This window comes from Rhodococcus sp. NPDC003382 (genome assembly GCF_053589135.1).
Window position 1 is genome coordinate 315174 of sequence record NZ_JBSFRH010000001.1, and the last position, 14139, is coordinate 329312.

10 protein-coding genes and 1 pseudogene are annotated in these 14139 nt (G+C 68.9%); 4 read left to right on the plus strand and 7 right to left on the minus strand.

Annotated features, from left to right (window positions below; all coding sequences use genetic code 11):
* Positions 1–52: 52 nt before the first annotated feature.
* Entirely contained in the window at positions 53–3679 is a 3627-nt protein-coding gene (gene otsB / locus ACWDUD_RS01685) for a trehalose-phosphatase (protein ID WP_450108124.1), read from the minus strand.
* A 206-nt stretch (positions 3680–3885) separates the two neighbouring features.
* On the opposite strand from otsB, the gene ppsA reads away from it, so the two are divergent.
* The 3 genes from ppsA to ACWDUD_RS01700 all read left to right on the plus strand — a co-directional run bounded on the left by ppsA (position 3886) and on the right by ACWDUD_RS01700 (position 7834).
* Complete coding sequence (gene ppsA / locus ACWDUD_RS01690) at positions 3886–6171, plus strand: phosphoenolpyruvate synthase (RefSeq protein ID WP_450108125.1); 2286 nt, start codon at positions 3886–3888, stop codon at positions 6169–6171.
* Between the two features lie 4 nt (positions 6172–6175).
* The gene (locus ACWDUD_RS01695; protein ID WP_248675316.1) at positions 6176–6760 is read left to right on the plus strand and encodes a hypothetical protein; all 585 of its coding nucleotides are present in this window, start codon (positions 6176–6178) and stop codon (positions 6758–6760) included.
* An 84-nt stretch (positions 6761–6844) separates the two neighbouring features.
* Positions 6845–7834 carry an Acg family FMN-binding oxidoreductase gene (locus ACWDUD_RS01700; protein ID WP_248675315.1) on the plus strand — a complete coding sequence of 330 codons (990 nt, stop codon included), beginning with the start codon at positions 6845–6847 and terminating at the stop codon, positions 7832–7834.
* Positions 7835–7850: 16 nt separating this feature from the next.
* Here ACWDUD_RS01700 and ACWDUD_RS01705 read toward each other — a convergent pair.
* The 3 genes and pseudogenes from ACWDUD_RS01705 to ACWDUD_RS01715 all read right to left on the minus strand — a co-directional run.
* A pseudogene (locus tag ACWDUD_RS01705) lies at positions 7851–8324 on the minus strand (pirin family protein); the annotation flags it as partial.
* Positions 8325–8333: 9 nt separating this feature from the next.
* A complete protein-coding gene (locus ACWDUD_RS01710) occupies positions 8334–8690 on the minus strand; it encodes a type II toxin-antitoxin system Phd/YefM family antitoxin (RefSeq protein WP_248675314.1) in 357 nt (118 codons plus the stop codon).
* 83 nt (positions 8691–8773) lie between these two features.
* Entirely contained in the window at positions 8774–10501 is a 1728-nt protein-coding gene (locus ACWDUD_RS01715) for a SulP family inorganic anion transporter (protein ID WP_231610065.1), read from the minus strand.
* 203 nt (positions 10502–10704) lie between these two features.
* On the opposite strand from ACWDUD_RS01715, the gene ACWDUD_RS01720 reads away from it, so the two are divergent.
* A complete protein-coding gene (locus ACWDUD_RS01720) occupies positions 10705–12165 on the plus strand; it encodes a DHA2 family efflux MFS transporter permease subunit (RefSeq protein ID WP_197250976.1) in 1461 nt (486 codons plus the stop codon).
* Here the strand turns inward: ACWDUD_RS01720 and ACWDUD_RS01725 are convergent.
* The 3 genes from ACWDUD_RS01725 to ACWDUD_RS01735 all read right to left on the minus strand — a co-directional run bounded on the left by ACWDUD_RS01725 (position 12162) and on the right by ACWDUD_RS01735 (position 14113).
* The gene (locus ACWDUD_RS01725) at positions 12162–12815 is read right to left on the minus strand and encodes a rhomboid-like protein (protein ID WP_248675312.1); all 654 of its coding nucleotides are present in this window, start codon (positions 12813–12815) and stop codon (positions 12162–12164) included. The genes ACWDUD_RS01720 and ACWDUD_RS01725 overlap by 4 nt on opposite strands.
* A 66-nt stretch (positions 12816–12881) precedes the next feature.
* Complete coding sequence (locus ACWDUD_RS01730) at positions 12882–13241, minus strand: DUF5655 domain-containing protein (RefSeq protein ID WP_197251015.1); 360 nt, start codon at positions 13239–13241, stop codon at positions 12882–12884.
* A gap of 41 nt (positions 13242–13282) precedes the next feature.
* Positions 13283–14113 carry an SURF1 family cytochrome oxidase biogenesis protein gene (locus ACWDUD_RS01735; protein WP_197250977.1) on the minus strand — a complete coding sequence of 277 codons (831 nt, stop codon included), beginning with the start codon at positions 14111–14113 and terminating at the stop codon, positions 13283–13285.
* Positions 14114–14139 lie beyond the last annotated feature (26 nt).

Genomic DNA, 14139 nt, shown 5'->3' on the forward strand with positions numbered 1-14139 from the left:
GGCGTGGTCGGCAGGTGCGGATGAGGTCCCGACGGGGTGGAGGGTCCGCGGCTCAGCTCAGGGTGACGGTGCACCCGGGCTGCAGGGTGACGACCGTATCGCGGCACATGATCTCGATCGATTCCTGATTCCCGGGCTCGGCAGCGACTTCGACCGTGCGTCCGCTGACCGTCAACCACAGCTTGCGGCCGCGGTAGTAGATCGGAAACTCGAGGGCGCCCAGGGTATCCGGCCATTGCGGACCGAGGACGAGACGGTCGCCGCGGACTTCGAGTCCGGTGAAGCACCGCTGCAGCAGGTCGATGCTGCCGGCCATGGCCGCGAGGTGGATGCCTTCCGACGTCGTCCCGCCCTGGATGTCGGTGATGTCGGAGGCGAGGACCTGCTCGAAGTACTCCAACGCCCGCTCGCGGTGGCTACGGGCGAGCACCCACGAATGCACCACGGCGCTCAGCGTCGAACCGTGGGAGGTCCGGGCCAGGTAGTAGTCGATCGTTCGGTGGATGGTTTCGGATTCGAGGCGATACCCGAGTTGTTCGAACAGTTCCCGTAGTTCGTCGGCGGAGAGGAGATAGAACAGCATCACGACGTCGGCCTGTTTCGACGCCTGGTAGCGGTTGACGTCGTCGCCTTCCGCTTCGAGGATCCGGTCGAGGCGCCGGATGTCCGGGTACTTCGCGCGGTACCGGTCCCAGTCGAGTTCGGCCAGTTCGCCGTAGCCTTCGAACTGGCTGATGACCTCGTCGTGGAACGGCACGAACATGCGGTGCCCGAGATCCGACCACAGCGTCATCTCCTGGGCGTCCAGGTGGAGACGATCGACGAGTTCGGCGCGATTGTGCTGGGGGATGGCGGCGAGCGCCTCGATGGCCCGCCGGATCACCCAGACGGCCATGACGTTGGTGTACGCGTTGTTGTCGATGCCCGAGTACGGCGCGTCGGGGTAGCCGGAATGGAACTCGTCCGGTCCCATCGCCCCGCGGATCACGTAGCGGGACTTCGCCCGGTCGTACGACGCCAGACTGGCGAAGAACCGCGCGATCTCCACCAGCATCTCCGCTCCGAAATCGCCGAGGAACTCCACGTCCCCGGTGACCTGGTAGTACTGCCACACGTTGTAGGCGATGGCGATGCCGATGTGGTACTGGCGCCAACTCGGATCGGGCAGCCATCTTCCGGAATCCGGGTTCAGGTGCAGTTGCTGGCTCTCCTCGCGGCCGTCGCTGCCGGACTGCCACGGGAACATCGCGCCCCGGTATCCGGCGGCGGTCGCGGCGCGGCGCGCCTCGGGGAGGCGACGGTATCGGTACTGCAGCAGCGACCGGGTCAGGGCCGGTTCGCGCAGGTTCAGCACCGGGAAGACGAACACCTCGTCCCAGAAGATGTGGCCGCGGTAGGCCTCTCCGTGGAGTCCGCGCGCCGGAACCCCTACGTCGAGGTCGGCGGTGTTGCGCGAGACGGTCTGCAGCAGGTGCAGCAGGTGGAAACGCACGATCCGGGACGCTTCCTCGTGACCGGCGAGGTCGATGCCGACCCGGTCCCACAGGTGTTCCCACGCCAGGACGTGGCCGTCCAGGATCTCGTCGAATCGCCCGAGCCCCTCGAGCAGCCGGGTTGCCGCCTCGGCGGGGCCGGAGACCGCGTGGTCTCGGCCGGTGAACACGGTCACCGCCTTCTCCGCCGTGACCGAGGAGCCTGCCTCCACATCGACGGTGAGATGATGGCCGACGCTGCCGTCCTCGTCGAAGAATCGGTAGCTGCAGGTGTTGCGGTTCCCGTCGGACCAGACGGTGGTCCGGGCCGCCACCGAGACCGGGATGCGCGACTGGTTCGTCTGCACCGTCAGAACCACCGAGTCGTGTGCCGCCTCCCGCGCCTCGACGAGTTCGAGGTGGTCACTGGCCAGATCGCGATACCGCTCGACGAGCGTGTTGCGGACCGCGCCGTCGATCGCCGTGCGGAACTCCACGCTGCCGCTCCAGTCGTGGGCCACGATCGTGGTCTGCAGCGCCCCCACGTGGGGCAGGTGCATCGCGACGAACCGGCGCTGGATCACGGTCGTCGTCCGGCCCTGCGGGTCGCGGTACCGCACCCGACGGGTGAGAACGGCGCGGCGCAGATTCAGGTACTGGCGGTAGTCCATCAGTTCGACGGAGTCGATGTCGAACCAGGGCCCGCCGTCGATGCGGAAGGTCATCGGCAGCCAGTTCGGGGCGTTCACCAGGCTTTCGTTCGTGATCGCCGTACCCGCGCAGTCGTCGTGCAGCCGGTTGTACAGACCCGCGATGTAGGTGCCGGGGTAGTGCCACCGTCCGGCCACGGATTCCGGTGAGCACCCACGGGTGGCGAAGAATCCGTTGCCCACCGTGCACAGTGCCTCGCGCAGCTTTTCGCTCGGCGGATCGTAATCGTCGTAGTACAGCATCCATCCACCCGCGCGGGACGGGCTCGCGGGGTCGCGGTCGACCAGATCGGCCAGGCGCTGGAGCAATTCGCGAACCTGCACCGGATCGTTCACGGCGAACCGCGCGGCCGACCGGCGATTACCGGGCTCCTCGCTGCGGACCACGATCCCGATCCCCTCGGGAGACAACGCGTCGAACGCGTCCTCGTCCGAGGGATCGTCGCCGATGTACAGCGGCAGCAGCCCTTCCGCGCCGGTGACACGCCCGAGCACCCATCGCAGAGCCTCACCCTTGCCCCAGTCCGCGATGGGAAGAACCTCGAGCACCTTCCGGCCGCCGATGATCCGGAGAGAATCCTCGGCACCCGCGATCTCGTGCACGACGGCCGCGACCTCGTCGACGCGGTCGGCAGGCACGGCGCGATGGTGCACGGCGACCGAGAATCGTTTCCGTTCGATCACCACGCCCGGCACGGTGCGCAGACGCTCTTCGAGCAGCCCGGACACCCGGTCGAGGGCCGATCCGGCGGCCGGAGGCTCCGAATGCTCGTAGTGTCCGCCCGCCGGTCCGGCGACTTCGAATCCGTGGCTGCCCACATACCAGATACCCGGTATCCCGACCCGCGCCTGCAGGTCCGGCAGGTCGCGCCCGCTGACCACGACGACCGGGCATGCGTACGCGAGCCGGCGGAGAACCTCGGCGGTGCCGTCGGTGAGCACCGCCGCTGCGGGGTCCGGCTCGAGGTCCGCCAGCGTGCCGTCGAAGTCGAGGAACAGCACCGGTGTGCGCACCCGCAGCAGCGTCGCCAGTTCGTGCCGGGAGGTCAGTGCATCGGGTATCTCCGAGAGCCGGTGGTCGCCCGCCCGGATGTCGATCTCGCCCGGATTCCGGATCACCAGGGCGAACCCGGCGCGCTGCGCCGCGGCCGCGATGTCCTCGTCGGCGGTGATCACCACGGTCGCCGTGAGCGGTGACCGGAGCCGGGCGGCGACCTCCGAGGGGGTGGTGTCGGTGGCCACGATCGGAAGCGAATTGTCGTCTCCTGCTGTGTCGCCGGCCGCTGTGTCGACTCCTGCTGTGTCGAGCACCGACCGGGCGTCCCCGGTGGACGAGAACACCGCGACGTCGACGCCGAGATCGCGCAACCGGTGCAGCAGCGCAACCGTCGAGTCGACGGACCGGCCGTCTTTCAACACGCCCACGTCGACGACGACGGCGGCGTGATGGCGCAGGTCGATCAGGGGCAGGGGGCCGGTCTCCTGTTCCGACTGCACAGCGCCTCCCGGACGAACGAGCTCTACCCCTGGTGTTCTGATCATGGCACCGGAGAAGCCCGAAGAGTGGATACTTCGCGCAACACCGGCCTTCTGAGCAGCAGATCTCCGATCCGGGCCCTGTGGCGCGCCAATTCGGTTTACCGTGCACAGGGGGTGAGCCGTTCGCGGGGAACACCGTTCGCGGGGAGCACAGGGAGCCACCGATGGGTGAACACAAGGTCTGGGTACGACCGATCGAATCGGTGAGCGCGGACGACGCGCCCACCGTCGGCGGAAAATCCGCCAACCTGGGCGAGCTCACGCGGGCGGGTTTTCCGGTTCCCGCCGCGTTCGCCGTCACCACCGACGCCTACCTCGACGCGATGCAGGCGGCCGGTGTGCGCGAAAGGCTGGCGGCCGAGGCGGTCCCGCCCCCCGACATCGACGACGCCACGCTCATCCGCACCTCCGCCGAACTCGCCGCGCTGGTGACCGAGTCGACGATCCCGGACGAGATGCGCGCGGATATCGTCTCGTCGTACGAGGCCCTCGGAACGAACATGCCGGTGGCCGTGCGATCGTCGGCGCCTGCCGAGGACGCGGCAGACACCTCGTTCGCCGGCATCCACGAGTCCTACACCAACATCATCGGCGCCGACGCGCTGGTGCGCGCAGTGCAGGCGTGCTGGGCGTCGTTGTGGTCCGAGCGGGCTCGCACCTACCGCGGGCTGCGCGGGGTGGCCGACGAGCCGTCCATCGCCGTCGTCGTGCAGGTGATGGTCAAATCCGAGTCGTCCGGGGTGGCATTCACCGCCGACCCCCGCACCGGCGAACGCGATCGCATCGTGATCGAGGCGGCGCTCGGCCTCGGCGAGGTCGTCGTCGGCGGGCAGGTCGAGCCGGACACCTACGTCGTCGCCAAGGACAGCTTCGAGGTGCTCGACGTCCACCTCGGGCATCAGGAGTTCCGGATCGCCTCGACCGACACCGGCGACAGCCGGGTCGCGGTCGATCCGGCCCGCGGCACCCGCGTGCTCGACGAGGACCAACTCGAGCGGGTCGCGCGTCTCGCCGCCGGTGTTGAGCAGCACTACGGTTCCCCGCAGGATCTCGAGTTCGCGTTCGCGGACAACGAATTGTGGATCGTGCAGACTCGCCCGATCACCACGCTCGACACGTCCTCGTCCGGTGGGCCGTCCGGAAACGGTGACGCGACACCGTTGTTGACCGGCCTCGGTGCCGGCCCCGGCGTGGCCACCGGGCGGGTGCGGGTGCTCCACGAACTGGTCGACGGCAAACGCCTGACCGACGGCGAGATCATCGTCGCACCCATGACCCGGCCGGACTGGCTGCCCATCCTGCGCCGCGCGGGCGGCATCGTCACCGACGGTGGCGGCATCACCTGCCATGCCGCGATCGTCGGGCGGGAACTCGGCAAACCGGTGGTGGTCGGGGCCCGCACCGCGACCACGGACCTGCGCGACGGGCAGCTGATCACCGTCGACGGCGATGCGGGCGCAGTGTTCGACGGGAAGGTCCAACCCGAGACCCGTCCGGCCGCGGCGGCGCCGGCGGTCCCGACGGCCATGGGTGCCGCGCCGACCGTCACCGCGACCTCGGTGTACGTCAATCTCGCGACGCCGGATGCCGCGGAGGCGGTCGCTGCCACCGACGTCGACGGGGTCGGATTGCTGCGGGCCGAGTTCATGATCACCGAGGCCCTCGCGGGGGAGCATCCGGCGCGCTTGATCGGGCAGGGGCGGCGCGACGAGTACGTGGCGAAGATGTCCGAGGGGGTCGCTCGGATCGCGGCGGCGTTCGCGCCGCGGCCGGTCGTGTACCGGGCGATCGACTTGCGCAGCAACGAATTCGCGGATCTCGAGGGCGGCGAGATCGAGCCGGACGAGGAAAACCCGATGATCGGCTATCGCGGCTGCTTCCGCTACGTCCGCGATCCGGAGCTGTTCTCATTGGATCTCGATGTGCTGCACCGGGTTCGGGAACAGCATCCCAACGTGCACCTGATGATTCCGTTCGTGCGCACCCGGTGGGAGCTGAAGGAGTGCCTGGCGCAGCTCGATGCGCATCCGCTCGGCTCGGATCGCCGGATGCTGCGCTGGATCATGGCCGAGGTGCCGTCGGTGGTGTACTGGCTGCCCGAATACGCGAAGCTCGGCATCGACGGGGTGTCGATCGGCACCAACGACCTGACCCAGCTGATGCTCGGCGTGGATCGCGACTCGGAGGTGTGCCGCGACCTGTTCGACACCATGGATCCGGCCGTCCTCGACGCGATCGACCACATCATCGAGCGGGCTTCGGCGGCGGGGCTGACCACCTCGCTGTGCGGCCAGGCCGTGTCGACGAGCACCGCACTCGCCGAGCACCTGGTCCGGCGCGGCATCACCTCGGTGTCGGTGACGCCCGACGCGGCGCCGCAGACCAGGCGGACGGTGGCGCAGGCCGAACAGCGGATCCTGCTCGACCGCGCCCGCGGAGCCGGAGCGTGACGTCGTGACCGGCACCGCCCCGGCGGATCTGCTCGATACTCACCTGCCGGTGTACGACGTCGCCCTCACCGAACAACTGGTGGTGGATGCGGAGGTTCCCGCCGTCTTCCGCGCTGCGCACGATCTCGACTTCCTCACCGTGCGAACACCTTTGCTGACCGCGGCGTTCTTCGTGCGTGGCCTGCCGGCACGCCTGTCCGGCAAACCGTCTCCGGAACTGCCCGCACTGCGACTGTTCGCCGATCCGGCGTCGAGTGGTCTGCCGGGCTGGCTGGTACTCGGGGAGGTACCCGATCGAGAGATCGCCTTCGGTGCGGTCGGCAAGTTCTGGAAGCCCGACATCGAATGGCGTGATGTTCCGCTCGACCGTTTCCGCGGGTTCGACGAGCCCGGCTGGGGGAAGATCGGATGTCACTTCTCGGTTCGAGCGAACGGGCCGGGGCGCAGCGTCGTCTGCTACGAATGCCGGACGCAGACCACCGATCCGGATTCGCGGAAGAAGATGATGCGCTACTGGTGGATCATCCGGCCGTTCGTCGGGCACATCATGCGCGCGACGTTGCGCACCATCGCAGCCGACGCGTATTGACGTGAGTGACTGCACTTCACGGAGCCGACGAGAGAACCCGAGAACGCAATGGGGACACCAGCAGAGGGGACACCGGCGGAGTCGATGCCGGACCGTCGCACCCTCGAGTCCGCGGTCGCGCTGGCCTGCCGCGCACCGTCGCTCCACAACAGTCAGCCCTGGCGGTGGGTTCTCGGCGCGCACGCGCTGACGCTCTACAGCGACAACGACCGCATCCTGCCGGCCACGGACCCCTCCGGTCGTCAGATGGTGCTTTCGTGTGGGACTGCGTTGGACCACCTGCGGACCGCGCTCGCCGCGCAGCGGTGGTCCTCGGCGATCGAGCGGATGCCGCGCTCGCCGGACCGGCAGTGCCTCGCGGCACTGCGGTTCCGTCGGCTGGACGAATCGTCCGACGCAGAATCGTCCGACACCGGGGCCCGCCTGGCGGCGGCGATCGCCCTTCGACGCACCGAGCGGTTGCCGATGGCCGCACCGCCGGAGTGGCCCTCCGCCGTCACGCTCCTGCAGGAACTCGCCGAGGACGCCGGTGTGCACCTCGACGTGATCGGCGAGGACGAAAGAGCCGCCCTCGACGACGTGTCCCGCCGAATCAGCGGGGAGAAGCGCGCCGACCCCGCCTACCTGTCGGAACTGAACTGGTGGACCGGGCACGCGATGTTCCCCGAGGGCGTTCCCGCCGACACCCTGCCGGCCGCCGGGAGCGCGGTGGCGGTCGAGCGGGAGTTCCCGCCCGGTCGCGCGACGAGCGAGACCTCCGGCGAACAGGACCACGCGGCGATCCTGCTGCTCTCCACCGCCACGGACCGGCGGCTCGACTGGCTGCGGTGCGGCGAGGCCCTGTCGGCTGTGCTCCTCGCCTGCACCGACCGCGGACTGGCGACCTGCACGGTCACCCACCTGACCGAGTCCGAGGATTCGCGGGCGTTCCTCCGGGGGCTGACCGGGGACGGCGTCCCCCAGGTGCTGATCAGGGCCGGCGTCCGCACGCCACCCGGTCCGGAGACCCCGACGCCGCGCCGACCGCTCTCCGAGGTTCTGTTCCGGGAACACCCGAAAGCGGACTCGCGATAGCGGCGGCAGGGGTGGGCTACCGGCGATCGAAGCTCGCGTGCATCTCCCAGATCAGGATCTCGGCGTCGGTGACCGCAGTGACCCGCGGGCCGCCGGATCCGGTCAGCCGCAGCGCATCTCCGTGCTCGCGTGGTCCCGAGCCTTCGACGTCGACGGTGCCGCGTGCGACGAACAGGTGTCCGAACGGCGCGTCGGGGATCGTCACCGTCTGCCCCGGCTGCAATCGGGCGGCGTGCCGTCCGGCGTACCTGTTGTGCAATCCGATGGCGGCGTCGTTGCGGTGGCGGGGCAGGCCGGACGCGACGACGACGAGTGCGCCCGCGTCGAGTTCGGCATCGATGGGCAGTTCCTGGTAGCTCGGCTCGATGCCGGGTTCGTCCGGCGGAATCCACATCTGGATCACGTGGACGGGTTCGGTGACCGACGATCCGTCCGCGCGGCTGTGGTCGTTGCGTTCGGAGTGCAGGATGCCGCGGCCCGCGCTCATCCGCGAGTCCCGTCAGCGACGGTGCGCCCGCTTCTTCTTCCTCTTGTTCTTCTTCCGGGTGCGGGATTTCGGCTCGGGCGGTGGTGTCGACACCGCCGCTTCCGCGGACGCCGCGGGCTCGGAGTCCGCGGAGTCGTCACCCGGCGCCGGCGGGGACAGCGACCGGGCGGCCTCCCGGCGCAGGCTGTCCATGAGTTCGGGGGAGCGCAGCAGGAACGTCGCCTCCCGCAACGCGGTGTACCGGGCCAGCGAGATCAGCACCGCATTGCCCTGGTCACCCACGATCTCGACTGCGACCGTGTCACGGTTGACCTCGCGGACCAGGCTTTTCAGATTCTTGCGTGCGGATTTCACCGTGGTAGCCGGCACCGGCATCGACTCCCTTCGCTTCGTGTCCGAATTCGCATCCTCGCATCGACGGGTCCGTTTCGGGCGGGGACACGACAATCGGATCAGGAGTCGGTGGTCCAGTTGACCCCGGTGCGCTCGATGTAGGCGGCGACAGCCTCCTCGACCGTGCCGAAGAAGTGCGCCGGTTCGATGGCCTCGGCCAGGCCGTAGCGGTCGATCTTCATCCGGACCGGGTGCTTGAGCTCGGCGAACACCAGTGACGTGCCCTGGGCGTCGAGCTCCCGATCGAGTTCGAACAGCACGTCCGCCGCGGTGGTGTCGACGTCCGTGATCGGTTCGGCGGCGATGAGGATCCACCGCGGTTTCGGGTCGCTGCGGGCCAGGCGTCGCACGTTGTCGCGGAACGTCTTGACGTTGGCGAAGAACAGGGGCGCGTCGAACCGGTAGATCTCGAGGCCGGAGAGGTGCCGGGCGCCGGGATGCACGGTGACGTCGTGGAATCCCTCGAGGCCGGGCACGCGGCCTAGGACCGTCTGATACGGCCACCATGCCCGCCGGAAGATGTTGAAGACCGACAGCAGCACCGCGACCGCGATGCCCGGCAGCACGCCCAGAATCGCGACACCCAGAAACGCGACGATCGACAAGGTGAACTCGGTCCGGCGCTGATGCCACAACCGGACGGTCCCGGGAATGTCGGCGAGCGACAACGAGGCGGTGATGACGATCGCGGCCAACGCCGGCTGGGGGAGATTGCGGAACAGGCCGGGCAGCAACACGATCATCACGAGGATCAGCACCGCACCGGTGACGCCGGTGAGCTGCGTCTTCGACCCCGAACGTTCGGCGACCGCGGTCCGGGAACCGCTCGTACTCACCGGGAAGCCCTGGAACAGCCCGGCGGCCACGTTCGCGGCACCGATCCCGATCATCTCCTGGTTGCCGCGGATCTCCTGTCCGGTGCGCGCCGCGAACGACGACGCGGTGGAGATCGTGTCGGTCAGCGACACCAGCGCGATCCCCACCGCACCGGCGAACAGCAACGCCAGGTCGTCCACTTCCACGTGCGGAATCGTCAGCGGCGGGAAACCCTGCGGCAGTTCCCCGACGAGCGACACGCCGCGGTCGGCCAGCCCGAATGCCGAGGCCGCCGCGATCGCCAACACCACCATCACCAGCACCGCCGGGATCTTCGGAACCCACCGCTGCATCGCGAGGATCAGGGCGATCCCGCCGATCCCCACCGCGACCGCCGCTCCGTTGGTCTCCCCGTTCGCCACACCCCGCACGAATCCGGTGACGTCCCCGAAGAAGTTCTCCGAGTCCACCGAGAACCCGAACAGCTTCGGCAACTGGCCGACCAGAATGGTCAGGGCCAGGCCGTTCATGTAGCCGATCATGGTGGGCTTCGAGATCAGGTCGGCGATGAAACCGAGCTTGGCGATCGACGCGAGGATCATGACGACACCCACCATGATCGCGAGCATCGACGCGAGCGCGACCGCCCGCGCCGGGTCGCCTCCGGCCGCGACGAGCGGCAGGATGGTCGCCGCGATCATCGGGCCCAGCGACGAATCCGGGCCGAGCACGAGAATGCGGGACGGGCCGAACACCGCGTACCCGAGCAGGCACAGGATGCTCGTGTAGAGGCCGGTGATCGGGGGCAGCCCGGCCAGTTCGGCGTACGCCATGCCCTGCGGGACGAGCAGAGTCGACAGCACGATGCCGGCGACGATGTCCTTCGCGAGCCAGTTCCTGCGGTAGGTTGCAACGGCCTCGAGTCCGGGCATCACACCGAACAGGGACGTCGCCGTACGCCGGTGCGTCATCGCTACATTGTGCGGTCGGCTGGGCGACAACTCATGCCGAATTGCCCGTACCGCCTTCGAACTGCTCGACCACCCACGAAGACGCTGCGCGCCCGTCGGATTCGAAAACGATTTGACGGCCGTCTCCGAACGGCAGGAGACTGGCACCTTCCGAATCGGCGGCGACAGTGGCGGTCGACCAACCATCCAGAAAGTTCCTCGACATGCAGACATCACAGGCGCAAGAGCACCTGGACGCCGACGCCGAGGAAAGGATGGCACCCGGAAGCGGACTGCTGATCGGTGTGCTGGTCGTCGCGACGTTCGTGATGATCCTCAACGAGACGATCATGAGCGTCGCCCTGCCGCGGCTCATGGTGGACCTCGACATCTCCGCGAGCACCGCCCAGTGGCTCACCACCGGGTTCCTGCTGACGATGGCCGTCGTCATCCCGACCACCGGCTATCTGTTCCAGCGCTTCCCGCTGCGGCCGATGTTCATGGCCTCGATGGGTGTGTTCAGCCTGGGCACGCTGTTCGCGGCGTCCGCGCCCGGATTCGGGCTGCTGCTGGCGGGCCGGATCACCCAGGCGGTGGGCACGGCCATCATGCTGCCGCTGCTGATGACCACCGTGCTGCGTGTCGTGCCGGCCGCCCGGCGCGGACGCATGATGGGCATCATCTCCATCGTCATCGCGGTCGCACCCGCGATCGGCCCCACCATTTCCGGCATCGTCCTCGACGCGTTCGACTGGCGCTGGATGTTCTGGATCGTCCTGCCGATCTCGCTCGTCGCGTTCGTCGTCGGATCGGTCCTGGTCAAGAATGTCACCACCACCGGCAAGGCGCCGCTCGACGTGATCTCGGTCGTGTTGTCGGCACTCGCGTTCGGCGGCATCGTGTACGGGCTGAGCAGCATCGGCCACTCCGCGGAGGACTCGCAGGTCCCGGCGTGGGTGCCGCTCGCCGTCGGCGTCGTCGCGCTGGCCGTGTTCGTGCTGCGGCAGATCTCCCGGCAATCCGACGGCCGCGCCCTGCTCGACCTGCGCCCGTTCTCGACGCCGGCGTTCAGCCTCGGTCTCGGCATGCTCGTGATCAGCATGATGGCGCTGTTCGGCGCCCTGATCCTGCTGCCGCTCTACCTGCAGAACGTCCGCGGCATCGACATCCTCACCACGGGTCTGCTGTTGCTGCCCGGTGGCCTCGTCATGGGCGTGCTGTCGCCGTTCGTCGGCCGGATCTACGACCGCACCGGCCCGCGCGTGCTCGTCATCTCGGGCGCAGCCGTCGTCGCCGCGGCGCTGTGGCTGATGGCGATGCTCGACACCGAGTCACCACTGCCGATGGTCGTGCTGATCCACTCGCTGCTGATGGGTGGACTCGCGTCGGTCATGACACCGCTGATGACCTCGTCGCTGGGGGCGCTTCCGGACGAGCTGTACTCGCACGGAAGTGCGATCTTCAGCACGATCCAGCAGCTGGCCGGCGCCGCCGGCACGGCACTGTTCGTCACGGTCATGACCTACACGGCGACGTCCCGCCTCGCCGAGGGGGCCACCGGGATCGACGCCGCCCAGGCCGGTATCCACACCGCGTTCCTGTACGGCGGGGTCGTCTCGCTCCTCGCGCTGGCCGTGTCGTTCTTCATCGGGCGGCCGGATCGCAGCCGGCCGGAGCGCAGCTAAGGGGACCGCACGCACGAGCGAACCCGGCGCCGCCGCGTCAGCGGATAGCACGCGAAACCGATCAGGACGGCGCTGAAATGCCCGACATCGGTGAATGTCAGAGCCCCGAACAACGGGATCGCGTACACGATCACGACAACACCGGCATAGGCAAACCGCCACGGTGCCGGGATCCGGTACACCAGCACCGCGACGACCCCCGCCAACGCATAACTGACGCCCACATCGAGGGTGTTCACGGCGGAGGCGGGAGCGTCGCCGTGCCGGATCGCCAGATAGAGAAGGCCCTCGCTCAGATACGTCGCTCCGACGTGGGCGAGTACGCACACGCCCAGCCAGCGCGCGGTGCCGAGCCACCGTTCGGCCGCCACGTGGAAGAGGTTGTAGAGCGCGAAATACCAGATCCAGCTGCCTCCGGCGAGCCACAAGGCGCTGACGATCAGCACCCGGATCGGGTCCTCGGCCAGGTGATGCAGGTTCGTGGACCGGTCGCCGAGCACCTCCGTCAGCGCGGCCGGCGACAGCTGCCGCGCGATCGTGGAGGTGACGAGCAGGATCCCGAGCCACACGAACGTTCCCGGCGCGCGGCGAACGTATCGCCAGGCGCGGACACCGAACCCGGACAGGGCCCGGGAACCGATCTCGGGCACCTGATCATTGTGCCGGACGCGGTGGTGCGGCCGTGCCGACCGCGGGTGGGACGGAGCCGGCGGCGATCAGTCGCCGTCGGTGCCGGCGGTCTTGTACGCCTCGGCCAGCAGCGTCGCGACGTGGTCGTCGAGTTGGTCCGGCGAGGTGATGCTCAGCCGGTGGGTGGTCACCGTGTCCGTCGTCGGGAATGCCTCCCGCAGTTGCGGGTGATGGATGCGCCGCTGCAGATCGATCGCGACCTCGAGTCGCGTCGAGTACACGAACGCCGCCGCGAACACCCGGTCGCGGGCCCACGCGACATCCGACCGGCGCACGCGCTCGTCGACATCGGCGCCGAGTGCCAGCACCATGTCCCGGAACCGGAGGAACCCCTCGACGCCGGCGGGGTCCTTGTCGGCCAGATAGTCGTCGACGGACGCGTACATCGGATGCTCCTCGGGCGTTTCGCGGTTGTCGTGCGGTGCGCTCACCGCGACCGGCCGTAGCGGTCGGCCAGTTTCTCTTCTGTGGTGCGCGGCGCCGGCGGGGTCTCCGGGTCCGGTACCTCGGCGGTCTGCGCCTTCTCCTTGCGTCGTTCGCGCAGCTCCGCCCACACGACGTAGCCGAGCCCCAGCGGCGCCATGATGCCGAACGCCAGCCACTGCAGGCCGTACGACAGGTACGGTCCGGCGTCGAGCTGCGGCAGCGGGATGGTGCCGAGACCCCCGGGCTGCCCCTCGGCGAGCTGCAGGTAGCCGCCGGCCAGGTCGATGCCCGTGGCCGCCGCGACCTGCGGGGTGTCGATGTAGTACACCTGCAGGAACCCGGCGTCCCGGAACGGTTCCTTGCCGGGCACGGTGCCTTCCGACATGCGGATGCGCGCCTCGAGGGTCACCTGCCCGGTCGGGGCCGGCTCGATCGCCGGAACCTCGGTGCCGAGTGCGGGACGGACGTAGCCGCGGTTGACCAGCACCGCGCGCCCGTCGTCCAGGGTGAACGGGGTGAGCACCTCGTACGCGGGCTGGGACTCGACGCTGCGCAACCGGACCAGCACGTCGGAGTCCGGAAGGTAGCTGCCGGTCGCGGTGACCCGTCGCCACTCGTCGTCCTGCGCGGGTTCCCCGTCGCCGACCAGCTCACCGACGGGAACCGGATCCTGCGAGAGCGATTCGGCGATCCGGTCGTTGCGTTCACTCGTGCTGGTGTTCTTGCCGAGCTGCCACGGCGCGAGGACCGTGAAGCATGCGTAGGCGAAGCCGACGACCACCACGGCCAGCAAGAACCAGCTCGGGCGCAGCAGAAACTTCAGACGTCGCACGTGTCCACGGTAGCCCGTGAGCTGTG